Source organism: Rhodoferax lithotrophicus (assembly GCF_019973615.1).
GTDB lineage: Bacteria > Pseudomonadota > Gammaproteobacteria > Burkholderiales > Burkholderiaceae_C > Rhodoferax > Rhodoferax lithotrophicus.
On sequence record NZ_AP024238.1, the window covers coordinates 1,846,665 to 1,869,767 of the forward strand.

At 54.7% G+C, this 23,103-nt stretch carries 22 protein-coding genes and 1 tRNA gene; 15 read left to right on the forward strand and 8 right to left on the reverse strand.

From position 1 onward, the window contains the following. Window positions 1-109 precede the first annotated feature (109 nt). Together LDN84_RS08535 and LDN84_RS08540 are read left to right on the forward strand one after the other, a co-directional pair. A complete protein-coding gene (locus LDN84_RS08535) occupies window positions 110-3,877 on the forward strand; it encodes a DUF748 domain-containing protein (protein ID WP_223911165.1) in 3,768 nt (1,255 codons plus the stop codon). A 206-nt stretch (window positions 3,878-4,083) separates the two neighbouring features. Beyond that, complete coding sequence (locus LDN84_RS08540; RefSeq protein WP_223912858.1) at window positions 4,084-6,843, forward strand: DUF349 domain-containing protein; 2,760 nt, start codon at window positions 4,084-4,086, stop codon at window positions 6,841-6,843. A 114-nt stretch (window positions 6,844-6,957) separates the two neighbouring features. Here LDN84_RS08540 and LDN84_RS08545 read toward each other — a convergent pair whose 3' ends face one another. From LDN84_RS08545 to LDN84_RS08565, 5 genes are all read right to left on the reverse strand, one after another. Further along, entirely contained in the window at window positions 6,958-7,794 is an 837-nt protein-coding gene (locus LDN84_RS08545) for a UDP-2,3-diacylglucosamine diphosphatase (RefSeq protein WP_435405925.1), read from the reverse strand. A gap of 80 nt (window positions 7,795-7,874) precedes the next feature. Next, the gene (locus LDN84_RS08550; RefSeq protein ID WP_223911168.1) at window positions 7,875-8,381 is read right to left on the reverse strand and encodes a peptidylprolyl isomerase; all 507 of its coding nucleotides are present in this window, start codon (window positions 8,379-8,381) and stop codon (window positions 7,875-7,877) included. 3 nt (window positions 8,382-8,384) lie between these two features. Continuing rightward, on the reverse strand, window positions 8,385-9,068 hold the full coding sequence (locus tag LDN84_RS08555; protein WP_223911171.1) for a peptidylprolyl isomerase: 684 nt from the start codon (window positions 9,066-9,068) through the stop codon (window positions 8,385-8,387). Beyond that, window positions 9,065-10,318: a L,D-transpeptidase family protein gene (locus tag LDN84_RS08560; RefSeq protein WP_223911181.1), complete on the reverse strand. Its 1,254-nt coding sequence runs from the start codon at window positions 10,316-10,318 to the stop codon at window positions 9,065-9,067. The genes LDN84_RS08555 and LDN84_RS08560 overlap by 4 nt, the downstream gene beginning before the upstream one ends. Window positions 10,319-10,385: 67 nt before the next feature. Next, a complete protein-coding gene (locus tag LDN84_RS08565) occupies window positions 10,386-11,453 on the reverse strand; it encodes a L,D-transpeptidase Cds6 family protein (protein ID WP_223911183.1) in 1,068 nt (355 codons plus the stop codon). 192 nt (window positions 11,454-11,645) lie between these two features. On the opposite strand from LDN84_RS08565, the gene cysS reads away from it, so the two are divergent. The 6 genes from cysS (at window position 11,646) to LDN84_RS08595 (ending at window position 17,202) form a co-directional block, all read left to right on the forward strand. After that, window positions 11,646-13,022, forward strand: coding sequence for a cysteine--tRNA ligase (cysS, locus tag LDN84_RS08570; protein WP_223911185.1), 1,377 nt, complete (start codon window positions 11,646-11,648; stop codon window positions 13,020-13,022). Between the two features lie 54 nt (window positions 13,023-13,076). Continuing rightward, window positions 13,077-13,739: a DNA-3-methyladenine glycosylase family protein gene (locus LDN84_RS08575; RefSeq protein ID WP_223911188.1), complete on the forward strand. Its 663-nt coding sequence runs from the start codon at window positions 13,077-13,079 to the stop codon at window positions 13,737-13,739. 79 nt (window positions 13,740-13,818) lie between these two features. Next, window positions 13,819-14,796 carry an acetyl-CoA carboxylase carboxyltransferase subunit alpha gene (locus LDN84_RS08580; RefSeq protein WP_223911191.1) on the forward strand — a complete coding sequence of 326 codons (978 nt, stop codon included), beginning with the start codon at window positions 13,819-13,821 and terminating at the stop codon, window positions 14,794-14,796. A 23-nt stretch (window positions 14,797-14,819) separates the two neighbouring features. Beyond that, window positions 14,820-15,770, forward strand: coding sequence for a tRNA lysidine(34) synthetase TilS (gene tilS, locus LDN84_RS08585; protein WP_223911194.1), 951 nt, complete (start codon window positions 14,820-14,822; stop codon window positions 15,768-15,770). Between the two features lie 27 nt (window positions 15,771-15,797). Continuing rightward, window positions 15,798-17,066, forward strand: a complete 1,269-nt coding sequence (locus LDN84_RS08590) for an aspartate kinase (RefSeq protein ID WP_223911196.1) — start codon at window positions 15,798-15,800, stop codon at window positions 17,064-17,066. Window positions 17,067-17,109: 43 nt separating this feature from the next. Next, window positions 17,110-17,202 (forward strand) — tRNA-Ser (locus LDN84_RS08595). Between the two features lie 72 nt (window positions 17,203-17,274). Here the strand turns inward: LDN84_RS08595 and LDN84_RS08600 are convergent. Continuing rightward, window positions 17,275-17,487, reverse strand: coding sequence for a hypothetical protein (locus LDN84_RS08600; protein ID WP_223911198.1), 213 nt, complete (start codon window positions 17,485-17,487; stop codon window positions 17,275-17,277). 221 nt (window positions 17,488-17,708) lie between these two features. Between LDN84_RS08600 and LDN84_RS08605 the strand changes: the two genes are divergently transcribed. The 6 genes from LDN84_RS08605 to LDN84_RS08630 all read left to right on the forward strand — a co-directional run bounded on the left by LDN84_RS08605 (window position 17,709) and on the right by LDN84_RS08630 (window position 21,206). Continuing rightward, entirely contained in the window at window positions 17,709-18,224 is a 516-nt protein-coding gene (locus LDN84_RS08605) for a hypothetical protein (RefSeq protein WP_223911200.1), read from the forward strand. A 21-nt stretch (window positions 18,225-18,245) separates the two neighbouring features. Beyond that, on the forward strand, window positions 18,246-18,422 hold the full coding sequence (locus LDN84_RS08610; RefSeq protein WP_223911203.1) for a hypothetical protein: 177 nt from the start codon (window positions 18,246-18,248) through the stop codon (window positions 18,420-18,422). Between the two features lies 1 nt (window position 18,423). Beyond that, window positions 18,424-18,804 carry a hypothetical protein gene (locus LDN84_RS08615; protein ID WP_223911207.1) on the forward strand — a complete coding sequence of 127 codons (381 nt, stop codon included), beginning with the start codon at window positions 18,424-18,426 and terminating at the stop codon, window positions 18,802-18,804. Beyond that, on the forward strand, window positions 18,801-19,157 hold the full coding sequence (locus LDN84_RS08620; protein WP_223911209.1) for a hypothetical protein: 357 nt from the start codon (window positions 18,801-18,803) through the stop codon (window positions 19,155-19,157). The genes LDN84_RS08615 and LDN84_RS08620 overlap by 4 nt, the downstream gene beginning before the upstream one ends. A 137-nt stretch (window positions 19,158-19,294) precedes the next feature. Then, entirely contained in the window at window positions 19,295-20,233 is a 939-nt protein-coding gene (locus tag LDN84_RS08625; protein ID WP_223911211.1) for a site-specific integrase, read from the forward strand. A 91-nt stretch (window positions 20,234-20,324) separates the two neighbouring features. Further along, window positions 20,325-21,206: a DNA-methyltransferase gene (locus tag LDN84_RS08630; protein ID WP_223911213.1), complete on the forward strand. Its 882-nt coding sequence runs from the start codon at window positions 20,325-20,327 to the stop codon at window positions 21,204-21,206. A 4-nt stretch (window positions 21,207-21,210) separates the two neighbouring features. Here LDN84_RS08630 and LDN84_RS08635 read toward each other — a convergent pair whose 3' ends face one another. Beyond that, a complete protein-coding gene (locus LDN84_RS08635; RefSeq protein ID WP_223911216.1) occupies window positions 21,211-21,996 on the reverse strand; it encodes a hypothetical protein in 786 nt (261 codons plus the stop codon). Between the two features lie 93 nt (window positions 21,997-22,089). Here LDN84_RS08635 and LDN84_RS08640 point away from each other — a divergent pair, with 93 nt between their 5' ends. Further along, window positions 22,090-22,512 carry a hypothetical protein gene (locus tag LDN84_RS08640; RefSeq protein WP_223911219.1) on the forward strand — a complete coding sequence of 141 codons (423 nt, stop codon included), beginning with the start codon at window positions 22,090-22,092 and terminating at the stop codon, window positions 22,510-22,512. Between the two features lie 170 nt (window positions 22,513-22,682). Here LDN84_RS08640 and LDN84_RS08645 read toward each other — a convergent pair whose 3' ends face one another. Beyond that, window positions 22,683-22,898 (reverse strand): AbrB/MazE/SpoVT family DNA-binding domain-containing protein, encoded by a 216-nt coding sequence (locus LDN84_RS08645; RefSeq protein WP_223911222.1) that lies wholly within the window; start codon window positions 22,896-22,898, stop codon window positions 22,683-22,685. Window positions 22,899-23,103: the final 205 nt, after the last annotated feature.

Sequence of the window (23,103 nt, forward strand, 5' to 3'; positions counted from 1 at the left end):
CAAGTCAACCATAACAAAGTAACTTGTTATGCATCAAATGATGCAATGATTTATTTTTCTTGCGGCTTTTCTTCCTTAAATTCAAGTTGAATGGTTGAAAATTCCGGGCATGAAATTCGATCAATTGAACTCATTCAGACTGATACGCCGCTTCGGGATGGTGGTGGTGAGCATCCTCATCGTGTGGGCAGTGTCATGGCTGGCCTTGCCCATGGTATTGAAAAACCAGGTTCAATCACGTTTGTCAGAGCAATTGGGGCGGCAGGTCAGTGTTGGACGTGTGGACTTCAAACCTTGGTCATTGGAACTCACGCTGGAAGATTTCGCCATTGCCCATGCCACAGATGCCTCGCCACAGTTCCGCATCAAACGCCTTTATATAGATTTGGAGATGCAGTCCCTATTCAAACTGGCACCTGTGGCTGAGGCACTTCAGTTAGAGCAGCCTTGGCTGCAACTCAAACACCTGGGTGGCGGACATTACGATGTGGATGATGTCCTGGCGCGGTTGAATCAGCCTGCCGACACGTCCGCGGCATCGCCGCTAGGGTTTGCACTTTACAACTTGTCATTGACACAAGGTGAGGTGACACTGGTTGATGCGCCAGAGAGCAAGACGCACAAGTTGACAAATCTGACTCTGAAATTGCCGTTTTTAAGCAGCTTGAATTCTCAACGGCACGTGCTGGTGCATCCCCATTTGGCTTTTGAACTCAATGGAAGTCCCTTCGATTCCGATGCAGAAGGCACCCCTTTTGCGGACAACCGCAAAACCGAGGCCCATTTCCGCCTGAAGGCGTTTGATCTGACCCCTTATTTGGCCTATTTGCCGCCCACATTGCCCTTGCAATTAAGCTCGGCAGTCCTCAACGCCGATGTCAAACTGGCGTTTGAGCAGGTTCCGAAACCTTCAGTGGTATTGAGTGGTTGGGTGTCCGCCAGTCAGGTCAAATTGACGGCCCCCAGTGCCGAGACTAAAAATGTATCGGCGCAAGATTTACTGGCCTTTGATGATTTGCGTGTGCAACTGAGCGATGTACGGCCATTGGAACGACGGATTCAACTTGGGCAGATTGATTGGCTCAATCCCCGGTTACACGTGCAGCGTAATGGCCAAGGGGCGCTGAATTGGCAGACGTTGCTGACAAGTCAAAAAACACCTCAAAGTGCTCCTGAAAAAGAAGCTACTAAGGCTGTGAATAAAAGCACAAAAGGCCAAAATGATCAAAAAACACCGGCCTGGACGGTGGCCATCACGCAAGTGAATCTAAAAGGCGGGCAAGTGCACTGGGCTGATGACAGCGCAGCACAACCAGCACGCCTGAACGTGCAAGACCTGAACCTGGTCGCCCATGCGGTGCAATGGCCCATCAAGCAGCCTATCGCATTGGATGGCAGTGCACGCCTGGAGACGGCGAGCATGTCCTTTAATGGGGCCGCCACGGATCAATCGGCCGAACTTCAAACCCAACTCACGGATGTGCCGTTGTCTCTGGTTGCACCCTACATAGCAGATGTGTTGGTGCCCAAACTTCAGGGTGTACTTCAACTGGAAGCCGGACTGAGTTGGCGCGCAGCACGCTCGCCTGATGAACCGATGCAGCTGACTGTTCAGATACCCCGACTGGCCTTGGACAAACTTGAATTGACCTCTGCGCTCCGAAAGGGGCCAAAGGTTGATCGCCATGCAGTGTTGGTGGGTGCTCGCAAATTGCAACTGGAGCAGGTGGTGCTGGATTTCCCCAAACGCACCGCCACGCTGGGACGAATGCAAGTGACACAACCCAAAGCCAAGGTGGCACGCTCAGCAGATGGGCGCTGGATGTTTCAAGACTGGTGGATACAGCCCAGCCAGGTTCAGCCGGAAACTCGGCCGCAGCCACCAGCCCCCCAGCCCTGGCAAGTGGTTATCCAAGAAATGAGTTTGAACCAGGGTGATCTCAGCTACAGCGATGTGGGGGTATCAAAACCGGTGGCTTTTGAAGTCACGGATATGGCCTTGCAGGCTAAAAACTTCAACTCCCAGTCCAGCAAACCTGTGGCTTGGAGCATTGCTGGACACATCCATCACGGACACACCGACCCTGGCAGTCTGGCTGGACGTGGCTCGGTTGTCATCAATCCGTTGAAGTTAAACGCTGAACTGGATGTCAAACGTTTGCCGCTGCATGCGTTGCAGCCCTACATACCGATGGAACTTCAGATGGATTTGCTGCGTGCCGATGCCAGTTTCAAGGGCCATCTTGAGTTGACTCAACAGGCCTCGGGCATGGGGGTCAAAGTGCGCGGCGACACGCACCTGGAAGACTTGCGTGTTGACACGCTGGGCCAAGCTACGCCCTTCAAGCCAGCGGAAGAAATTTTGAGCTGGAAAGATCTAAGCCTGACCGGGCTCGACATTGCGCTGACCCCAGGGCAATCCACGCGCGTGGATGTGGCGCAAACCAGTCTGAATGATTTTTATGCCAAGCTGACATTGGACGAAACCGGTCACCTGAACCTGCAAGATGTGTTCGCCAGAAGCAGTCCCAAGCCAGCGAATGCCGCCACAACCAGCACAACACTTGGCAGTACTCCGATCAGGCGTGACAGCAAAACGCCAGACCACACCGAAGAAATATCAAAAACAATAGCTGCTCATGCAGTGGAATCAAGCTCTACAAGTCAAAATGATTCACAAAAAAGCCCTGCCGCAGTCATCCATTTCGGCCCCGTCAGTCTGACTGGCGGGCGGGTTGATTTCACCGACCGATTTATCAAGCCCAATTATTCGGCCCGACTCTCAGAACTGGCTGGCAAACTCAGCGCGTTCTCGTCGGTTGAACCCAATGGTCAGATGCAACTGGCTGATCTGGAGTTGCGTGGCCGTGCTGAGGGCACGGCCAGCCTGGAAATTTTGGGCAAAGTCAATCCTTTGGCGCAGCCGGTGGCACTGGATATCGCGGGTCATGTGCGGGATCTGGAACTGGCACCGTTGTCCACTTACTCGGTGCACTACGCGGGTTATGGCATTGAGCGCGGCAAGCTCAGCATGGATGTGGCCTACAAGGTGCAGCCTGATGGGCAACTCACAGCGGACAACCAACTGGTGCTGAATCAGCTTAAATTTGGTGATGAGGTGCCCGGAGCCCCCAACAGCCTGCCAGTCAAACTTGCGGTGGCGTTGCTGGCAGACCGTTATGGTGTGATTGATATCAACCTGCCGGTCAGTGGGTCGTTGAACGACCCGCAGTTCCGGCTGGCACCCATTGTGTTCAAGCTGATTGTCAATCTGGTGGTCAAAGCCATCACTGCACCGTTTTCACTGCTGGCGAATGCCTTCGGTGGGGGGGGTGATGAGCTCAGTATGGTCAGCTTTGCGCCAGGTTCTGCGGTCCTCAGCTCTGAGGCCAAGGCCGGGCTCAATAAAGTAGCCCAAGCCTTGAAAGACCGCCCAGGCCTGAAAATGACGGTAGTCGGCACGGCCAGTTTGGATGTTGAACGGGATGCCTTCAAGCACGAGCAACTGCAAGCTTTGGTGCAGGCCGAAAAGCGCCGCGCAGCGCCAGATGGTGCGCAGGTGGACACCGTGTCAGCTCAGGAGTACCCGGCACTGCTCAAAGCTGTCTACAAGAGAGCCAACTTTCCCAAGCCGCGCAACCTGATCGGTATGGTCAAAGATTTACCAGAGCCAGAGATGCAAGCCTTGCTGCTGGCCAATCTCGGAGTATCCGAAGCCGCCATGCAAGAGCTGGCCGTTCAACGTGGCGTGACGGTGCGCGACTATCTGGCCAGCCTGAAGCTGCCCCTGGATCGGCTTTTTTTGGGAGCCGCCAAAGCGGTACCACCCGAAGCAAAATGGCGACCACGCGCCGAACTCAGTCTGGCCACCCAATAAGAGCGGCAAAGGGTGGGGCTGGCCTGATCTGACGCGCCCGAAGGCGCTGTTTTTTCTGAGTCAGCCTTGGGCGCGCAGGCGTGTCGGAGGGGACACTGGGTATATCTGCGATTGTTTTTTCAGGTAACTCCCAAAACCCGGCGAAAATACGCATTTATTCCCGTTGCACTGCAGCGGGCACTTTCTCTATTCAGTGCGCGATGTCGATGTTCTCTTTTTCCAATTCCAGCAAAGCAGTCCCCACTCCTGACGCACCTGCCGTCACCGCCAAAAGCCATGAAGCTCACCCGCTGGATGCGCTCACTCATGGCGCGTTTTCAGCCCATACCTCGGGCGAGCGTATGGCGTGTATCCGCGAATGGCTTGCCAGCAGCCCCAGCAGTGAGCAGTTGCAACAGGTGTTCAAAGAACTCAGTGTCAAAGACAAAGGCGCGGCCAAGCTGGTGCGTGAAAAACTCGATGACATCAAGCGCAGCAAAACCCAGGCCACCATTGCGCTGGAATGGGCCGACAAGGCGCATGCGCTGCTGGCCTTGTCCAAACTGAATCTGGCCGATGCCCTGGCCTGGCAGCGTGATGCCGCCAAAGCGGGCGCACCGCTGAGCAAAGAACCGCTGACCGGCCTGAAGGCCCAACTGGTGGAGCGGGTGCGCGCCATTGAGGACCTGCAGCACCGTGTGCAAGTGCAACGTGAGGCCGCGGTGTTGCTGGCCCAGCGTATTGAAGTGCTGTCCACCAAACCCTGGATGGACGCGCAGACAGCCCAGGAAACCTTGACGGCGGACGTGGCCCATTGGCAAACTGAAGCGCAGGATCTACTGGGTGATGCCAACTGGCCGAGCGTGGATGTGCGTTTTGCCACCCAATTGCAAGACTCCCAAGCCCAGCTGTTGCTGGTGTGGGAAGCCTTTACCGAGGCGTTGAAGTTCACCGTGGCCGCCGCCGAAGATGCTGCGGCCCCCCTGCCCAAAGTGCCGGTCTGGGCTGATGAAATTCGCGTCGCTCGTGGCATTCCGCTGGAAGCCCCGGTGACTCCCGCCAAGCCCAAGGTTGACCCTGAAATTCGCGCCAAAGCCACCAGCGCTGTGCGTGAGGTGCTCTCAAAATTAGAACAGGAAATGGCTCAGGGCCATGGCAAATCCAGTGTGGGGGTGGCCAATGCGCTGCGTCAGGCACTGAAAGACAACGCGCGCCTGATCGATGACAAGCTCGAAGCCCAGGCCCATGCGGCCTTGGTGGCTGCTGGTGAACTGGAAGGCTGGCAACGCTGGCGTGCCGACCAATTGCGTGAAGAATTATTGGCCAAAGCCGAAGGCCTGCTCAACCGCCCCGAAGGCCAGACTATCGGCGGGCGCAAGATGCAAGACACCTTGCGCCAGTTGCGTGAACAATGGAAAACCACCGATCAAGGTGGCGCGGCCAACCATGGGCTGTGGAAGCGCTTTGACGATGCCTGCAACGAAGCCCATAAAGTGGTTGAAGCCTGGCTGGAAAAGGTCAAGGCCGAATCGGCCGAGCACCGTGCCCAGCGTCTGGCGCTGATTGAAGAAGTTAAAGCCTGGGCTGAAGCCAACCGGGTGGCGCTGGACGATGACTGGAAAGGCTTTAACCGTGTGTTGCATCAGTTTGGTGACCGTTGGCGCGAGTCCGGCCATGTGGGTGAAAAAATGTTCGCTGAATTGCAGCCCTTGTGGAAATCTGCGATTGACCATGCAGCAGCCCCTCTGGAGGCCTTGCAAAAGCTCAGTCTGCAAACTCGTCACGCCATGATTGACGAGGCCAAGGCTCTGGGTGCTGAGGCTGCTTTGCGCATTGATGCCGTCAAGGCCTTGCAACAACGCTGGCAGGCCGAAGCGCACCGCGTGCCGATTGACCGTCGCCATGAGCAAAAACTGTGGGATGCCTTCCGTAAACCGATTGATGAAGCCTTTAACCGTAAAACAGCTGAGCGTGAAAAAGCGCAAAGTGCTTTGGGTGAGCGTGATCGCATGGTGCTGGATGCCTCCAAAGCTCTGCAAGCGGCCAATGCCTCGGGTGATGCCCAAGCCATTCGTGCGGCCATGGCTGCGTTGGATGCGGCGTTGAGTGGTCAACGTCAAGCACAGGCGGACGTGGAAGCTGCAGGTTCTGCTGAAGAAAATCCGGCTCAAACTCTGGAAAATAAAGCGCAAGAAGCTACAAAAAATGAAGCAGCAGCGGATAACTCCGACGTGGCAGCAGAATCTGTGGGCGATTCAGACAGCGTAGCGGTGGCGGCCGATGTCGTCAAACCTGCACCCGTTCCCAAACGTGTGGTGGCCATGCGGGGTGATGACCGTCCAGGCATGAAAAAAGAAGAGCCTGTGGCTCCGGGGCGCGCTGGCAAGTTTGGTGATCGCAAGGATGGTGGTCGACCTGCCGGTCGTGATGGTGCACGCGACACTCGTGGCCCTGGTCGTTCTGATGACCGTGGTGGTCCACGTGGCAATCGTTTCGAGCGCCCGGCCTATGGTGAGCGCGCCGATGCGCCGCGCCTGGGTGATGCCGCTTTCCGTGCCCAGCGTGAGGCGCTGGAGCAAGCCCAGTTTGCCTTGCGCAAGCTAGCCGCCCAAGCCCATGGCGAAGCCCTGACACAGCTGTTGACTGCCTGGGAAAAACGCGATGCCGAGCAAGTGCCCAGCACCCAGGAGTTGGGTAACCGGGTCAGCCCGGCGGTGCGTGGGGCCTGGGTCAAGGCGGTGTCACAACCTGCTTCTGGTGATGCCGCAACGTCATTGTTGCGTCTGGAAATGGCTGCCGAAGTGCCGACACCCGCCGAGCATCTGAGTGCACGGCGTATGTTGCAATTGCAATTGCTGACCAAACGCAATGATCCTGCTCCGGCGCAAACCTGGACCCAGGATACCGCGACCGTGCTGGCTTCACCGTTTGATGCTGCTCAAGTGCGGCGGGTGCAGAATGTGCTGAAAGTGCTGTTGAAGCCTTAAATCCCAGGTATCTCCCCACTTTGCCAGGCCTCTCACCTGCCCGGGTGAGAGGGATTTTGGAGCAACCGTAGTGGGCCACGTGCTTGCAGCCAAGCCTGACTCGCCGTCAGTCATTCAAGGGTGGGTGGCTTGGTCGATGTTCAAACGCTTGGGTTTGTCACCTCGGGATAGTCGCAAAACTTCGAGTCGTGGTGGGATGGCATGGGCATCCCAATCACTTAAGACCAGGCGGTGCAAGGCGGTGCCGGTGGGGGAGTGGCCCAAGCTGTGATCCGCGGGGTGGTGGGTATGGCCGTGGATCAGGGTTGTGGTTTGAGTGGTTTGGAGCCATTGCCGGGTCATGCTGGTGTCGGCATCTGCATAACTGGCCCCCGTCGCTTTAAGCAATTGGCTTTGCTCACGCAGGCTTTGGGCGATAGCTTGGCGCTCGCTCAGGGGTTTGGCCAGAAACTCGGTTTGCCAGGTTTTGCTGCGCACGAGCTGGCGAAATTTCTGGTAATCCACATCAGCCAGACACAGTGCGTCACCATGTGACAGCAGCCAGCGCTGGCCGTCAAACTCAAGTACCGAAGGGTCGCCCAGCAAGGTCATGCCGCAGTTTTGTGCAAAAGCTTCACCCAGCAAAAAATCGCGATTCCCATGAATGAAGTACACCGGAAGACGTTGGGTGGTGGCTTGCAGAAGGTGTTGACAGTGCAAGGCAAAAGCACCGTCCGCAGTGGTGGGTGTGTGGGTGATGTCATCACCCACCCAGACTTCAAACAAATCCCCCAGGATAAACAAAGCATCTGCTGGCGTGTGTGCTATGTAGTGCTGCCAGGCTGCCAACGTGGCAGTTTGGCTGATTTGCAGGTGAAGGTCAGAAATGAAGTCGACGGTACGCCAGTCAGTGGGGGCACGGATGGGCGCGTTGTTCTCACCCATTGCAGTTTTTTCAGAGAGCATATCCATTCAGTTCGGGCATAAAAAAAGCACACCACCACGACATCGCATGGACAGTGTGCTGTTGAGCGGTGAGGCCAGGACTGGATTTACAGCGCAACGGCTTTTTCAATCACCACATCTTCCAGGGGGACATCGTCGTGGTAACCCTTGCGACCGGTTTTGACCGCCTTGATTTTGTCAACCACTTCGGTGCCCGACACCACCTTGCCAAATACGGCATAGCCCCAGCCTTGCTGGCTGGGCGCGGTGTGGTTCAGGAAGCCGTTGTCGGCCACGTTGATGAAGAACTGCGCCGTGGCTGAATGCGGGTCGCCGGTGCGGGCCATGGCCACGGTGTAGTTCAGATTTTTCAACCCGTTGTTGGCTTCGTTTTCAATCGGCGCATCACATGATTTTTGTTTCATGCCAGGCTCCATGCCGCCGCCTTGCACCATGAAGCCCGGAATCACCCGGTGAAAAATGGTGTTGTCGTAATGGCCTTTGTTCACGTAGGCCAGGAAGTTGGCGGCGCACTTGGGGGCTTTGGCGGCATCCAGCTCAAGGGTGATGACACCATAGTTTTTGACGTGGAGTTCGACTTGGGGATTGCTCATGATTTATTTCACCAGGGTTGCAGAGTTGATAAAAATGGGTGTTTGGGGAACATCGGTCGGGAAGGGGCCGCCGGCCCCGGTGGGGGTGGCTTTGATCTTGTCGATCACATCCATGCCGGCGATGACTTTGCCAAAAACGGTGTAACCAAACAATTGTGATGCATTGACCAGCTGGGCGCGTGGGGTATTTTCGTAGATGCGGCCTTGGTACTCAAACCTGGGCACCGGGTCACCCGGCGGAATCAGCACCGGGTCGAGAAAAGCGTTGTCTTTCACATTGATGAAAAACTGGGCGGTTGCCGATTGTGGGTCTGACGTGCGCGCCATGGCGAGTGTGCCTACCACGTTGTGCAGCCCTTTTTCCACGGACTGGCGGCCTTCGTGCACCACGGGCGCACGGGTGGGTTTTTCCACATAGCGGGCATCAAAACCGCCGCCCTGGATCATGAAGTTGCCAATCACGCGGTGAAAGATGGTGCCGTTGTAGTGCTTGTCCTTGACGTATTGCAGGAAGTTTTCAACGGTCTTGGGGGCTTTGTCAGGGTAGAGCTCCAGCAGAATATCGCCTGCACTGGTCGCTAGCTTGACATGGGGCGTGTTTTCTGCAGAGGCTATATTCGCTATTGAAAAAATAGCTACTCCCGCAAGTGTGGTAAGCACTACACGGCTAAATTGCTTGAAATTCATCCAATGATCCCTTCGTAAATGATTTTCCACTGCTTGTTTTGACGACTCCAGTACTGGCGCTTGGTGGTTCCGGTGCGTTGGCCGGTGGCCACTTCACCAAACGTCACCACCATGGTCTCGTTGGCATCAACCCAATGCAGCAGGGAGAGGTCTTTGATGGCCCATTCACGGCCTTGCATGGCCGCCACTTCCGAGCGTAATTTGGGTAACCAGTCGGCCAGCGTCTTGCCGTTGTTGAAGTCTGGGGCGTAAAACTGGCTCAGGGTGTTCATGTTGCCACTGGATTTGGCTTGTAGCCAGGCATTCAGTTGGGTGGTGAACTCATGGCTGCGGGGTTGCAGGCTTTGTGGCGGCACCCATTTCAAATTGCGCGAGATCAGCACTGGTGTGGAGCGAATTTCTACCGTGCGCAGCAGGCGTTCCAGGTCAGGATTGGCTAACACCACGCAGCCATCGCTGGCCAATGGGGGGCGTGAAAACTGATCGGGTGGTGTGCCATGTAACCAGATACCGCCACCGGTTTTGCCGCGTTTGAGATCCAGCACATTGGGGTAGTTGATGGGTAAGGCCCCTGAGCCGTAATAATCTTTCAGGCTTTTGGGGTCGAGTTGGCTGGTGATGAAATACACCCCCAATGGTGTGCGTTGATCCCCTTCAATTTTTTTCTCAATGCCCAGTTTGCCCACTGAGATGTAGTAGTCAGCTACCAGGGATAAACCATGGCTCTGGTTTTCAAACAGGTATAGCCTTGACTTGGCTGCATCAATGGCAATGGCGTGTTTGTTGTAGGCTGACATTTGCAGAAATTCTGCGGGGACACTGCCCGAAGGGGGGCGCTCACGCAATGCTTTGAGCCGCAGTTGTGATTCGTCTTTGAGTTCGTTAAGAACCTCAGTGCCATTTTTGAGCTGACTGGCAGGCACATCTCCAAACTTTGTCAAAGGCCGGGTACGTGCCGAGAGCAGGTCACCATACACCAGATGGGCGAGTGCAAAGTTGGGGAAGTCATGCACCAGTTGCTCCGATTTCTGAAGCGCTGTGCGGCTGTCTGATTTGCCAATGAGACGGTAAATCTCAATCAGCCGGGCTTCGGCCAAGCCGTCTTTGGGGGCCTTGACCACAGGGACCGGTGCTGGTTTACTGTGTTTTTTGGCTACTTTGGAAGGTTTGGCCCAAGCACTTCCCGCACCGGTTGAAAGATACAGTGCCACAAGCCAAAGGGTCAGAAATGCCTTGGTATAACGAGTCATGCGTGCGGAATAAAAAAGCCAGCAGTCAACACCGCTGACTGCGAGCATTCAGGCCAGCGAATGATGATCAATTGCCGGTGGATTCCCGGGTAATCAGCCACTTGCTACCGTGTTTTTTCAGGTGCAAGGTTTTCCGGCTTGAGACAGACAATGAATCCGCTTTGTAAGCTTGGCGAAACCGCGCAACGGCCTCATCACCAGTGACCTTGACATTAAGTTCTGTGAGCTTGACAGCGATGTGGGATTTGCCCGTGATGCGATCCGTGCGGTCTTTTTCCCAGGCGCTACGAGATTGTTTTCCGGGGGTATCGAAGTCTGAGCTGTAGGCTGCGAAATAAGCGCCCATATCCTTGTTGGACCAAGCTTGCGCCCAGTTGGTGATTGCCGCCTCAACTGGTTTGGCTTGATCCGTATCCGCGGGTGCAGGTTTGGAGGTCGGCGGTGTGGGTGACGGTGTGACGACTGGCTTGACAGGGGCGGCCGCAGGTGCGGGTGCGGGCAGTGTGGCTGTTGGCGTAAGGGCTGCATTCGGTTTTACGCTGGGAGCCGGGGTGACGGGTGCAGAGGTTGCCGTGACCACGGTGTTGCCTTGCCCGGGGCGTGCATTGGCCAAGTTGGGTTTGAATACCTCACGAATCAGGGCCAGTTTGGGCGGCACCGCCATGTTGGCACTGTCGAGTTGGAGTGCCTTGTTGTAGGCCTGGCTGGCCAGACGGGCATACACGTCCCCAATGTTTTCATGTGCGGTTGAATAGCTTGGATTGGTGCGAATGGCCATTTCAAGCGCCACCCGGGCCTTGTCGTACTGGCCTTGGCTGGCATAAAGCACGGCCAGGTTGTTGTATGGCTCGGGCAACTCGGGGTAATCTTCAGTGAGTTTGGTGAACGTGGTGATGGCTTCAGGCGTTTTGTTCAGATTACGCTGGATCACCCCTTTGAGAAAACGCATCTGCGGGTCCGCCGGCTTGGTGGCCAGGTGGCCATCCACCAGTGTCAGGGCCTCGGCAAACTTGTTGGCACGTACCAGTTGACTGACATCGGTGTATTCGTCTGCATAGGCGAACTGGGTTGCACAGGCACCCGCCAGCGTGAGCAAACGCAAGGTTTTGAAAAGAACAGAACGGTTGAGCTTCATGGTGGGGTGCGGTGAAAGAGAGAACATAACCGACCAGACGGCAGGTTGAGGCAGGGCTTTATACTGACGCATATTGTAGCTGAGAGGGCATTTTTTACGGCCCTGTGGGAGTCCATCGGTGGCTTCCGGCCAGGGGGCATCACCCTACCAGCTGCGCTGTATTTCCCCCAAAGAACCTGTTTTGATTGACCCATGAGTTTGCGCATATTCAACACGCTCAGCCGTGACTTGCAACCCTTTATCCCGCTTCAGGATGGCCATGTGCGCATGTATGTTTGCGGCATGACCGTTTATGACTTGTGCCACTTGGGCCATGCGCGTTCCATGATGGCCTTTGATGTGGTGCGCCGCTGGCTGGAGGTCAGCGGCCTGCGTGTGACCCATGTGCGCAACGTCACAGACATTGATGACAAGATCATCAAACGTGCCCTTGAAAACGGTGAAACCATTCGTGCCCTGACCGACCGCATGGTTGAGGCCTTGCACCAGGATGCTGATGCCCTGGGCATTTTGCGACCTACTCATGAGCCACGTGCCACCGATTACGTGCCGTCCATGCTCAGACTCATTGGACAGTTGCAAGACAAAGGGCTGGCTTATCAGGGCGGGGATGGGGATGTGAACTTTGCCGTGCGCAAGTTTCCCGGCTACGGCAAGCTCAGTGGCAAATCCCTTGACGAATTACGTGCCGGTGAGCGCGTGGCAGTGGTGGACGGCAAAACCGACCCGCTGGACTTTGTGCTGTGGAAATCGGCCAAACCCAGCGAACCAGAGGATGCCAAATGGGACAGTGCGTATGGCCCGGGCCGCCCGGGTTGGCACATTGAATGCTCGGCCATGTGTGGCGACTTGCTGGGGTACACCGTGGATATTCACGGCGGCGGGGCGGATCTGCAATTTCCCCACCACGAGAATGAAATTGCCCAAAGTGAAGGGGCTCATAACCAGCCTCTGGCGCAATTCTGGATGCACAACGGGTTTGTGACGCGCGACAACGAAAAAATGTCCAAAAGTCTGGGCAATTTCTTCACGATCCGTGAAATTCTGGGCAAGTTTGATGCCCAGACGCTGCGCTTTTTTATTGTCCGGGCGCACTACCGCAGCGCTTTAAATTACAGCGATGTGCATCTGGAAGATGCACGCCAGTCGCTCAAACGGCTCTACACCACACTGGATTTGGTCGCACCACAAGACGTGCAGATTGACTGGGCAGATCCTTATGCCGCACGTTTTAAGGCGGCCATGGATGAAGACTTTGGCACGCCGGAAGCGGTCGCTGTGCTGTTTGAGTTGGCTGGTGAGGTCAATCGCAGTCGATCTGGCTATTTGGCGGGTTTGCTCAAAGCCTTGGGCGGCAGTTTGGGGCTGTTGCAAGATGATCCCAAAGCGTATTTGCAGTCTGGTGCGGTCTTGAGCGAAGAGGCCATTGCCGGGCGTATTGCCGAGCGCGCTGCCGCCAAAGCGGCCAAAAACTTCGCCGAAGCTGATCGCATTCGCCAGGAGTTACTGGCACTTGGCATTGTGCTGAAAGACGCAGCCAGTGGCACCACTTGGGAAGCGGCTAAGTGAATCTGTGTACCTGTTGGATGAATATATTCATGATGTTTTATGCATGTAGGGCTTATGAATAAAGCGCAGTCAGCTATTAAAACAATAGTTTTTGATGCCTCGGCCCCAGCGTATTGGGCCGAGGCTTGCAAGCACCTGATGAGGAAAGACCGCGTCATGAAGCGGCTGATCCCGCAATTTGGTTCGGCTTGCCTGCAAAGCCGGGGTGATGCGTTTGCCACCTTGGCGCGTAGCGTGGTGGGGCAGCAGATTTCGGTCAAGGCAGCGCAAACCGTATGGGATCGTTTTACCCAATTGCCCGAGCAATTGACCCCCGCCAACGTACTCAAACTGAAAATTGACGACATGCGGGCGGCAGGTTTGAGCGTGCGCAAGGTTGAATATCTGGTTGACTTGGCATTACATTTTGACAATGGCGCGTTACATGCCGATGCCTGGAGCAGCATGGATGACGATGCCATCATTGCCGAACTGGTGGCCATCCGGGGTATTGGCCGCTGGACCGCCGAGATGTTTTTGATCTTTCACCTGATGCGTCCCAACGTGTTGCCACTGGACGATGTGGGCCTGATCAACGGCATCAGCAAAGGCTATTTTTCTGGCGATGTGGTCAGCCGCAGTGATGCGCGCGAGGTGGCGCAAGCCTGGGCACCGTACCGCACCGTGGCAACTTGGTATATTTGGCGCTCGCTGGACCCGGTGCCGGTTGAGTATTGATCATCTGAAACTGTGCAGGACAAACCCAGGTAGCCCATGGTGCACCTGCTTTGTCTTCAATTGATAAAACGGAGCCCGTATGGCTAAAAAGACCTTTCTGGATTTCGAGACCCCTATTGCCGAGCTGGAAAACAAAATAGAAGAGCTGCGTTATGTACAGACCGAATCGGCGGTGGACATTTCGGCAGAAATCAACCAGTTGGCCAAAAAGAGCCAGCAACTCACCAAAGACATCTACAGCGATTTGACTCCGTGGCAAATCACCAAGATCGCCCGCCATGCCGAGCGCCCCTACACTATGGACTATGTGAACGAGTTGTTCACCCATTTTGTCGAGCTGCATGGCGACCGCCACTTTGCCGATGACCTGAGCATTGTGGGTGGCCTGGCACGTTTCAACGGCACGCCCTGCATGGTGATTGGTCAGCAAAAAGGCCGCGACACCCGCGAGCGCGCCACCCGCAACTTTGGCATGAGCAAACCCGAGGGCTACCGCAAAGCCTTGCGCTTGATGAAAACCGCTGAGAAATTCAAGCTGCCGGTGTTCACCTTTGTCGACACCCCCGGTGCCTACCCTGGCATTGATGCCGAAGAGCGTGGCCAGTCCGAGGCCATTGGCCGCAATATTTTTGAGATGGCGCAGCTCGAAGTGCCGATCATCACCACCATCATTGGTGAAGGCGGCTCCGGCGGCGCACTGGCGATTTCGGTGGGTGACCAGTTGCTGATGCTGCAATACTCCATCTACTCGGTGATCAGCCCGGAGGGCTGTGCCTCGATTTTGTGGAAAACCGCCGAAAAAGCCCAGGACGCGGCGGATGCGCTGGGCATCACCGCCCACCGCCTGAAGGCCTTGGGCGTGATCGACAAAATCGTCAACGAACCCGTGGGTGGGGCGCACCGTGACCCGAAACAAATGGCGGCGTTCCTGAAACGCGCCTTGACCGATGCCTTCCGCCAGGTCAGTGACCTGAAAACCAGCGAATTGCTCGATCGACGCTTTGCCCGGTTGCAGAGTTATGGTCGTTTCACAGACACCAAAACCACTGGGAAATAGGCTGGAAGTCGCTGTGAGAGCGTATGACACGCTCGTTTGAGCAGGCTGTTGCCGCTTTTTCTCCTGCGTTGCCCCTGGCCGTGGCCTACAGCGGTGGTGTGGATTCCACCGCTTTGCTGTTGGCTTGCGCGCGCAAATGGCCCGGACAGGTCAGGGCGGTGCATGTGCACCACGGTTTGCAGGCCGCCGGGGACGATTTCGAGCGCCATTGCCAGGACTTTTGCCGTAGCCTACAAGTGCCGCTGGTGGTGCAGAAAGTGGATGCGCGCCATGCCCCAGGGCAAAGCCCGGAGGCCGCAGCCCGGCATGCACGTTATAAGGCTTTTGAGGCTCTGACGCTTATTGAGCAAGCGCAAGAAGCTATTCAAACAATAGCAATAGCGCAGCATGCGGACGACCAGATTGAGACCTTGTTGCTGGCCTTGAGCCGGGGCGCGGGTTTGCCCGGCATCAGTGCCATGGCCCCACAGTGGCAACGCGGCGGCTTGACCTATTGCCGCCCGCTGTTGCAGGTGAGCCGTGCCGACATCCTGGTCTGGTTACAAGCGCAAGGTGCCTCATTCATTGAAGACCCCAGCAATGTCGATGAGCGTTTTACCCGTAACCGCATCCGTGCCCGTCTGTTGCCCGCATTACAAGGTTGTTTTCCGCAATTTCGCGATACCTTTGCCCGCAGCAGCCGCCATGCCGCACAGGCGCAAGAAGTGTTGGACGAAGTGGCTGTCGAAGACCTGGCGCGTGTGGGTGTGCCACCACTTTTGACGGCGTTACAGGCTTTCAGCCGGCCCCGGCGTGCCAATGTCTTGCGCCATTGGTTGCTCCGTGTGCATCAGGTCACTCCCACGGCGGCTCAGCTGGATGAATTGATGGCGCAAATCGAAGCTTGTCGCACCCGTGGGCATCAACTGTATCTGAAGGTGGGCCAAGGCTTTTGTGTCAGACGCGGGAAAGCCCTGGATTGGTACAATCCCTGACCTTTTTAACCCTTCAAAAACCCATTCATGTCCTTGATTGTTCATAAATACGGCGGCACCTCGATGGGCTCTACCGAGCGCATCAGCAATGTGGCCAAACGCGTGGCCAAGTGGGCGCGTGCCGGTCACCAGATGGTGGTGGTGCCCAGCGCCATGAGCGGCGAAACCAATCGCTTGCTGGCCTTGGCCAAAGAGTTGGCTCCGTCGATCCAGTCTGATGCCTATTACCGCGAGCTTGACATGTTGGCCGCCACAGGTGAGCAAGCCTCCAGTGCCTTGCTGGCCATTGCCTTGCAGGCACAAGGCATTGAGTCTGTCAGCTATGCGGGCTGGCAAGTGCCGATTCGCACCAACAGTGCCTATACCAAGGCACGTATCGAGTCGATTGACGACCAGAAAGTGCGTGCTGATCTGGAAGCGGGCCGTGTGGTCATCGTCACGGGTTTCCAGGGGCTGGACGATATTGGCAACATCACCACCCTGGGGCGTGGTGGCTCGGACACCTCGGCGGTGGCTGTAGCGGCGGCCATGAAGGCCGATGAATGCCTGATCTACACCGATGTGGATGGCGTGTACACCACTGATCCGCGTGTGGTGCCGGCTGCACGTCGTTTGCAGACCGTCAGTTTTGAAGAAATGCTGGAGATGGCCTCCATGGGCTCCAAAGTGCTGCAAATCCGCTCGGTGGAATTTGCAGGCAAATACAAGGTCAAACTGCGTGTGCTTTCCAGTTTCACGCCGTGGGACATCGACATCAATGAAGAAGCCACATCTGGCACCCTGATCACTTTTGAGGAAGACGAAAACATGGAGCAAGCCATCGTTTCAGGCATCGCATTCACCCGCGACGAGACCAAAATTTCGGTGTTAGGCGTGCCCGACAAGCCCGGTATTGCTTACCAGATTCTGGGCGCTGTGGCCGATGCCAATGTCGAGGTTGACATGATCATCCAGAACATCAGCAAAGACGGCAAGACCGACTTCAGCTTCACCGTCAACCACGGTGACTATGCCAAAACCATGGAGTTGTTGAAAAACACCGTGGTGCCCAAGCTGGGTGCACAAGAAGCGGTGGGTGACACCAAGATTTGCAAGGTGTCCATCGTCGGCATCGGCATGCGCAGCCACGTGGGTGTAGCCAGCACCATGTTCCGCGTACTCAGTGAAGAAGGTATCAACATCCAGATGATCTCCACCAGCGAAATCAAAACCTCGGTGGTGATTGATGAGAAATACATGGAGCTTGCCGTCAAGGCACTTCATAAAGCTTTTGGTCTTGATCAGCCATTAAACTGAAAAATGGCCCGAAGTCGTGCCATAATCGCGGCTCTGAATTTCAGGAAACGTGACCGAGTGGCCGAAGGTGCTCCCCTGCTAAGGGAGTATGGGGTGTAGAGCCTCATCGAGGGTTCGAATCCCTCCGTTTCCGCCAGGATAGCTCTGTAAGTGGTTGATTGTTAAGAGAATTTAGTATTTTAACATTCTTCAAATAGCAAAGCAAATATCAAAAAAGCCGTAGCGGTGTCGTTACGGCTTTTTTCTTTTGTGCCTTCGCGTTGTGCCCAACACGGTTCTGATGCGAACAAGAGCGGCGAAATCTGCTTGACTCTCTTGGACGATGGCGATTTTCATTGGCGGTCTTTCTAGCCAAAAATCCATTTGCACAAACAAAGCCCATATCCGGAGGGGCGATTTTGGCAAAGTCATTTAGCTTCATTCCCCTCACGTTGCTCCTATTACAATAGCGCACCAGCCGAAAACTTGGCTTGGCACCACGGCGTAAGCAGCGCCCATGACAGTAGCGAGTTGAGTTTTCACTCAATTCTCGCAAGCAGAATCCCTTTTTCTTTACTTTTCACTCTGGGACCAAGTTCAACCCCTGGCGTGTTCGCTGCATGACGCTTTCACTTTAGTCCTTAACTGAAACAGGAGCACAGCATGGCAACGATCAAAGAGCCGGTACAAATCCCAGCAACTTACAAAGTCCCCTATCGGCATATCTTGGCTGAAGAACGCATTGATGACACCTTGGCCTGCATCGCTATGGTCACACATCAGACCCTCGCCGACATTAAAGAACAAGCCTTCCGGTTTGGCCTGCCGCGAAATGGCCCAGCTTGGGTATACCCCGATATGGTGTCCAAACTGCTTTTCCAGTGGAACCTTGTCGGCAGCGAAGAAAAAGAAGCCGATTCCATCGCGGCACTCGCAGATTTGGCCATCCTCACGGTGGACTGGAATGATCAGATGGAGTTTGGCCGTTCCGTAGTCTGGGTTCATGTACGTGGCGAAAACGATCAGCCCGCTTTCAATTACGTCCTCGACCCCGCCAATTGGCTCCCGGAGCACCAAAGGATTACGGCTGATTTTCGGCATCTGAAGATGGTGACACCGCTTGCATATGTGGCTGTCACGATGCGGCCAGACATCGCGGCCGCCCGTAAAGCCAAGTAATCCGCACCATAGCAGGTCAGCATGGCCTGCTGCACCTCAAATAGCTGGTCTTCACTGGCCTTGATGACCAATGCGCCGCTAGACACCTCTGGCGGTCACATCACCCCCTTCCAAAAGCTCTGGGTAATTACCGAAGCCACTGGTGAAGACGGCGTGACCCGTGCCAGCACCTGTTTTATGCTGCCCAAGGAGTACTGATATGCCCAACCCAGCAAACAAGGGTGTGTCCTTGAACACCAACAACGAAGCCATGCCCATAGATGACGTTGCTGTACGTGTCCTCACGGATGAACCCAGTTCAAGCCTTGGCCAGACCGTGGTGTCACCTGCTGCACAGGCGATGCTTGCGCGACTCAACCTGCAACCCTCGTTTTTACTTGGGTGGCACAAGATGAGTGAAGGTGATGCCATTGACCTGCTTGGCCAGAAGGTGCTTCAACAGCCCTTGCCGGAATGCTGCCCAATAGTGACAAGTTACGACACGGAATTAGGCCCGGTTGAAGTCGTGACGGAGTTATTCAACGATGCCGGTCTGAACCGAATCAGAACCCGCATGTTGCTGCCTGGAGAACGGCAATGAACACCAGAGCAGAAGCCCACCGACCCATGCAGGACTTGTTGACTTGGTTGCCCAGACTGCCCATGACTGGTGACCTCCAAGTGGACTATCAAGCGGCTGATCCAAAGGTTCTGGCCGTCATTGGCAGTTCCGCAGAAACGACCATGAATGTCCTGCATAACGGCATCAGCTCCATAGGGGAGTTGCTGGCACATTCGTCGCCCGTAGTGGCTGATGGAACGATTGGCTCCGACGCGCTGGAGGCACTTGGCCACCTGTTGGCAGAGCTTGGTGCGCTGGCAGCAGGCGCTATGGTGTTGGCCCAGCGTTGCCGGTTTGAAAATGCCGATTACCAGCCTGATGGATGTCCGTAAGGTTGCCAACTGAAGGCGGTGGCAGCCAGCAGGAGGCGCTATCAATACCGCTTGCGTGTCAGTGCAGCCGGTAGCGGCTCTGATCGCTCAAAACACGTGTCCACTCGCCGGACACGGCATACCCCATGGTGAACAACATGAACAATCCCACCGATAAGACAAAGACCCCGAAACCCAAATCATCCAAGCTGGTCAACAGCTACACCCAGGCGGCACAGTCGGACTCTACCAAGCGCAGCTATTCTCAAGATGTCCGGCACTTCAGAACTTTTGCAAAGATACCGGCCTCGCCCGAAGTGGTTGCCGAATATCTGGCAAAGTTTGCCGGGGTGCTGTCTGTGGCCACCTTGCAGCATAGACTGATCGCGATCCACCAAGCCCATACCGAGAAGGGTTTCGATAGTCCGGTCAAAGACCGACTGGTCAAGCGCACCATGCAGGGCATCCGGCGTACCTTTGGCGTGGCGCAAAGGCGTGTCCGTGCGTTGGTCAAAGACGATTTGCTCGAACTGCTTGTGATGGTCAACAAGCAAAAACCCCTGAAGGCAGCCCGTGACAAGGCCATTCTGTTGATGGGCTTTGCTGGCGCATTCCGGCGGTCTGAACTGGTGGCACTGACCATGGCGGACATCACGCCCCATGCCCACGGACTTGAGGTGCTGATACGACGATCCAAGACTGATCAAGAGGGTGAAGGCAGAACGGTGTTTATTCCGCTGGCCAAGTCTGAAGAACGCTGTCCGGTCAAGGCCTTGCAGCGGTGGCTTGAGTTGGCAGGCATTGGCTCCGGCCCATTGTTTCGGCCTGTCAATCGGCATGACACTGTAACAAGTGATCTGGCGCTGACACCGCAGTCCGTGGCCTTGATCGTGAAGTCGGCGGTGGCAGGCTCCAAAGGCCTTGAGGCGGCGAAGATGGTGTCTGGGCACTCGCTCCGCGCAGGGTTCGTGACGGAGGCGGCGACAATCGGCCTGCAAACCAGTGCCATCATGGGGCAGACTGGCCATCGAAGTCTCGAAATGGTTTTTTGCTACACAAGACCCGTGCAGAAGAGGCAGATTCCGTCGCTGTTGTAGTGTTCCTTGGTCAATCAGGGTTCAAAAAAATTAACAAACTCAGTCAAAGTTCGTGAGCAACTTTCCTGACAACCAATAAGATAGGAGCCCTATGGGACAAATCTTGCAACTTTTCGATGAAGAACAAGCGCCTAGACCGGCAACTAAGGATATCCCCCGCAATCAAGCTGAAATCATCGTGGGTGATGTGCGCAAGGTCTTGCAGGGTTTTCCTGATAGTCTTTTTCAGACTTGCGTTACCAGTCCACCTTATTGGGGACTTCGAGACTATGGAATCGAAGGTCAGATCGGCGCTGAAATGGATATACAAGATTACATTCGCGATCTTGTTTCGGTCTTCCGTGAAGTCCGTCGGGTACTTTCCGATGATGGAACGTTCTGGCTGAACATCGGCGATAGCTATACGTCTGGTGGAAGAACTTGGCGTGATGATGATGCGAAGAATAAAGGCAGAGGCATGTCTTACAGGGCACCGACTCCCAAAGGACTCAAGCCAAAAGACCTCATTGGAGTACCATGGAAAATAGCCTTCGCTCTTCAGGAGGATGGATGGTTTCTTCGTACTGATATTATTTGGAACAAACCCAACTGCCAACCAGAAAGCGTTAAAGATAGGCCAACCCGGTCACATGAATACGTCTTTTTATTTTCGAAATCTGAGAAGTATTACTATGACCACGAAGCTGTCAAAGAGCCGGCCCAAGACCCTAAGCAAAAATCTAAGAATCGCCGCACTGTTTGGAATATTAATACTGAGCCCTATCCCGGTTCTCACTTTGCGGTATACCCGCGGCAGTTAGTACGGATTTGTATCCAAGCAGCTTCGCAAAAAGGGGACAGGGTGTTGGACCCATTTTTTGGTTCTGGGACTACAGGGGTAGTCTGCAATGAACTTAATCGCCAATGCACTGGCATCGAATTAAATGAGGAGTACGCAGAGCTTGCCCAGCAACGTCTGCTACTAGGCAAGTAAAGCTCTACTCTTCGTCCCCGGCGACTGATTCTGGCGTCAACTGGAAAGACTCAAACCTCCAGGAGGCATGCACCACGCAATGTGCCTTTTGCAGGCCTTTCACCTGAAGCTTCCGTTCGCTGCCAGCATCGAAGTACAGACTAAACTTGTAACCTCCAAGACCGTCCGGGACTCGGCAGTACCAAGGTGAAGTTTCTTGCTTGGTTTTTTGCGCTTTTTCCATCGTACCCGTTGCTACTTCCAGCATAAGAGTGTGCGGGATTTCGACCAATTCATACCAGTATTTGCTACCTGTCTGCATCAAGCAGCGCAGTGACAGAATTCGATCATATCCACCCATATGGTGCAGAAAGTTCGGCAACTGAACATTTGGCGGATCCCAAGTGCCGGCCCCTAGTTCCATCCATTTTGAAACATGGAGATGACTTTCTTTTGTGTTTCTTGCCGCTTCTGTTTTCAGGCTAATACGAACTGGTCCGACAGTCATGTCATAACCGGGGTTTGTTGAGCTATCCGCAAGTCTGGCTGGCATACCCGAAAGCTGAAGTGCCTTCTCAAAGGCGTACTCAAAAGGTGCCTTTGATAAAGACCGCTTACTCATTGCGTGATGGATTCTGAGTAGATCGCCTATGTTCTCAAGCACTGTTTCAGTCACCAGATCACTTTGTACGTTTCTGGTGAACGTATGTGGCATCTTGAATTGCTGCACAAACGCCTGAATCCAGGTCATCTGGGAAGATGTGAGAGACTCGATCTCGGCCAAGAGGAAGGGGCGTTTTTTTAAGTCCATCGCCAGATAATAACGCTAGTAAGTTGCCGCTTTCGTTCGTCGTTCCAGACGGGCCGGTTATCCTTGCAGACTTGAGCAGAAGGGGTAGTTGTGATGGGCTTTTCTAAGCAGGAACTTGAAAATCTGTATTCCGAACATGCTTGGAACGAAGGCAGACTGCGTCGCTCGTTTGCCAACAAACAAGAACTATACCTAATCAGCGATATTGTTAAAAACGTGGAAGTAGAGGGACTTTGGTTCTCAGTGTCCTTTGATCAGATTCATCAGGATGCCTACGATTTTGAGGTGCATGTATGCATCGAATTAGCATCTGACAAAAAGGAATTCTTAGCTTGGTTATTTAAGGAGGGAAACCGCCGACCCTTGCATAAACCTGTCAGGGTTCCCGTTAAATATGGTTTCACTGCGCAAGCGAATCAACTTCTTACTGCCTGCATTGGTCTTATGTATGTATATAACGTTGCAGGTGTTGAATATCTAGAATATTACCCTGAAGGCATGAAGACCTGGAGGTAAATGGCAAACCTCTTTATTATTTTCATCTCAAAGGAAAATAATCTATGAGACTGCATTTTTGTTATTAATATTTTTATAGCAGCCAGTTAATGCTAACTATATATTGTCGATAGCCAGAACACCTCGATTTTTCGGCTGTCTAGCCTGTAGGGCTTGCTTGCAGGGGTCTTTCACCATTGCTCTGAATCATACGGTTCGGTCATTGCCACCGTTTTAGCACCCTCCGATTCAGCTTGCTGCCTGCCTTTGACAGGACGCACCCGAATATCGCCGCTGTCCATGAGCCGGATATGAACATGGTCACCCGACTTCAAACCGGCGGCCCCCAGCACTTGAGCTGGGATTCGGATGCCAACAGAATTGCCCCAGCGTGTTAATTTCTGCATATTTCACCTCCAGTGATCTGCGTATAGCCAATGTATAGCAATGAAATTGCGACCAAGTAAGCTGGCCTGACAAGCCGTGTTGCATCGGTATGCATCTCTGTCGGCGTTCAAAGTAGCCCATGGATGGTGCCAGTTGGGATCAGTTTGGCGCATGGCGACGATCCTCTTTTGCCGACCTCTGGTAATCAGTCAAGTACGACGAAAA

Excerpts from the sequence above, each read along its gene's own strand:
- LDN84_RS08640 (WP_223911219.1), top strand. The coding sequence starts at position 22,090 with ATGGGCTTTTCTAAGCAGGAACTTGAAAATCTGTATTCCGAACATGCT.
- cysS (WP_223911185.1), top strand. The coding sequence starts at position 11,646 with ATGAGTTTGCGCATATTCAACACGCTCAGCCGTGACTTGCAACCCTTT.
- LDN84_RS08535 (WP_223911165.1), top strand. The coding sequence starts at position 110 with ATGAAATTCGATCAATTGAACTCATTCAGACTGATACGCCGCTTCGGG.
- LDN84_RS08590 (WP_223911196.1), top strand. The coding sequence starts at position 15,798 with ATGTCCTTGATTGTTCATAAATACGGCGGCACCTCGATGGGCTCTACC.
- LDN84_RS08550 (WP_223911168.1), bottom strand. The coding sequence starts at position 8,381 with ATGAGCAATCCCCAAGTCGAACTCCACGTCAAAAACTATGGTGTCATC.
- LDN84_RS08560 (WP_223911181.1), bottom strand. The coding sequence starts at position 10,318 with ATGACTCGTTATACCAAGGCATTTCTGACCCTTTGGCTTGTGGCACTG.
- LDN84_RS08555 (WP_223911171.1), bottom strand. The coding sequence starts at position 9,068 with ATGAATTTCAAGCAATTTAGCCGTGTAGTGCTTACCACACTTGCGGGA.
- LDN84_RS08625 (WP_223911211.1), top strand. The coding sequence starts at position 19,295 with ATGAACAATCCCACCGATAAGACAAAGACCCCGAAACCCAAATCATCC.
- LDN84_RS08635 (WP_223911216.1), bottom strand. The coding sequence starts at position 21,996 with ATGGACTTAAAAAAACGCCCCTTCCTCTTGGCCGAGATCGAGTCTCTC.
- LDN84_RS08620 (WP_223911209.1), top strand. The coding sequence starts at position 18,801 with ATGAACACCAGAGCAGAAGCCCACCGACCCATGCAGGACTTGTTGACT.
- LDN84_RS08615 (WP_223911207.1), top strand. The coding sequence starts at position 18,424 with ATGCCCAACCCAGCAAACAAGGGTGTGTCCTTGAACACCAACAACGAA.
- LDN84_RS08645 (WP_223911222.1), bottom strand. The coding sequence starts at position 22,898 with ATGCAGAAATTAACACGCTGGGGCAATTCTGTTGGCATCCGAATCCCA.
- LDN84_RS08600 (WP_223911198.1), bottom strand. The coding sequence starts at position 17,487 with ATGAAGCTAAATGACTTTGCCAAAATCGCCCCTCCGGATATGGGCTTT.
- LDN84_RS08540 (WP_223912858.1), top strand. The coding sequence starts at position 4,084 with ATGTTCTCTTTTTCCAATTCCAGCAAAGCAGTCCCCACTCCTGACGCA.
- tilS (WP_223911194.1), top strand. The coding sequence starts at position 14,820 with ATGACACGCTCGTTTGAGCAGGCTGTTGCCGCTTTTTCTCCTGCGTTG.
- LDN84_RS08610 (WP_223911203.1), top strand. The coding sequence starts at position 18,246 with ATGGCCTGCTGCACCTCAAATAGCTGGTCTTCACTGGCCTTGATGACC.
- LDN84_RS08575 (WP_223911188.1), top strand. The coding sequence starts at position 13,077 with ATGAATAAAGCGCAGTCAGCTATTAAAACAATAGTTTTTGATGCCTCG.
- LDN84_RS08565 (WP_223911183.1), bottom strand. The coding sequence starts at position 11,453 with ATGAAGCTCAACCGTTCTGTTCTTTTCAAAACCTTGCGTTTGCTCACG.
- LDN84_RS08545 (WP_435405925.1), bottom strand. The coding sequence starts at position 7,794 with ATGGATATGCTCTCTGAAAAAACTGCAATGGGTGAGAACAACGCGCCC.
- LDN84_RS08630 (WP_223911213.1), top strand. The coding sequence starts at position 20,325 with ATGGGACAAATCTTGCAACTTTTCGATGAAGAACAAGCGCCTAGACCG.
- LDN84_RS08580 (WP_223911191.1), top strand. The coding sequence starts at position 13,819 with ATGGCTAAAAAGACCTTTCTGGATTTCGAGACCCCTATTGCCGAGCTG.
- LDN84_RS08605 (WP_223911200.1), top strand. The coding sequence starts at position 17,709 with ATGGCAACGATCAAAGAGCCGGTACAAATCCCAGCAACTTACAAAGTC.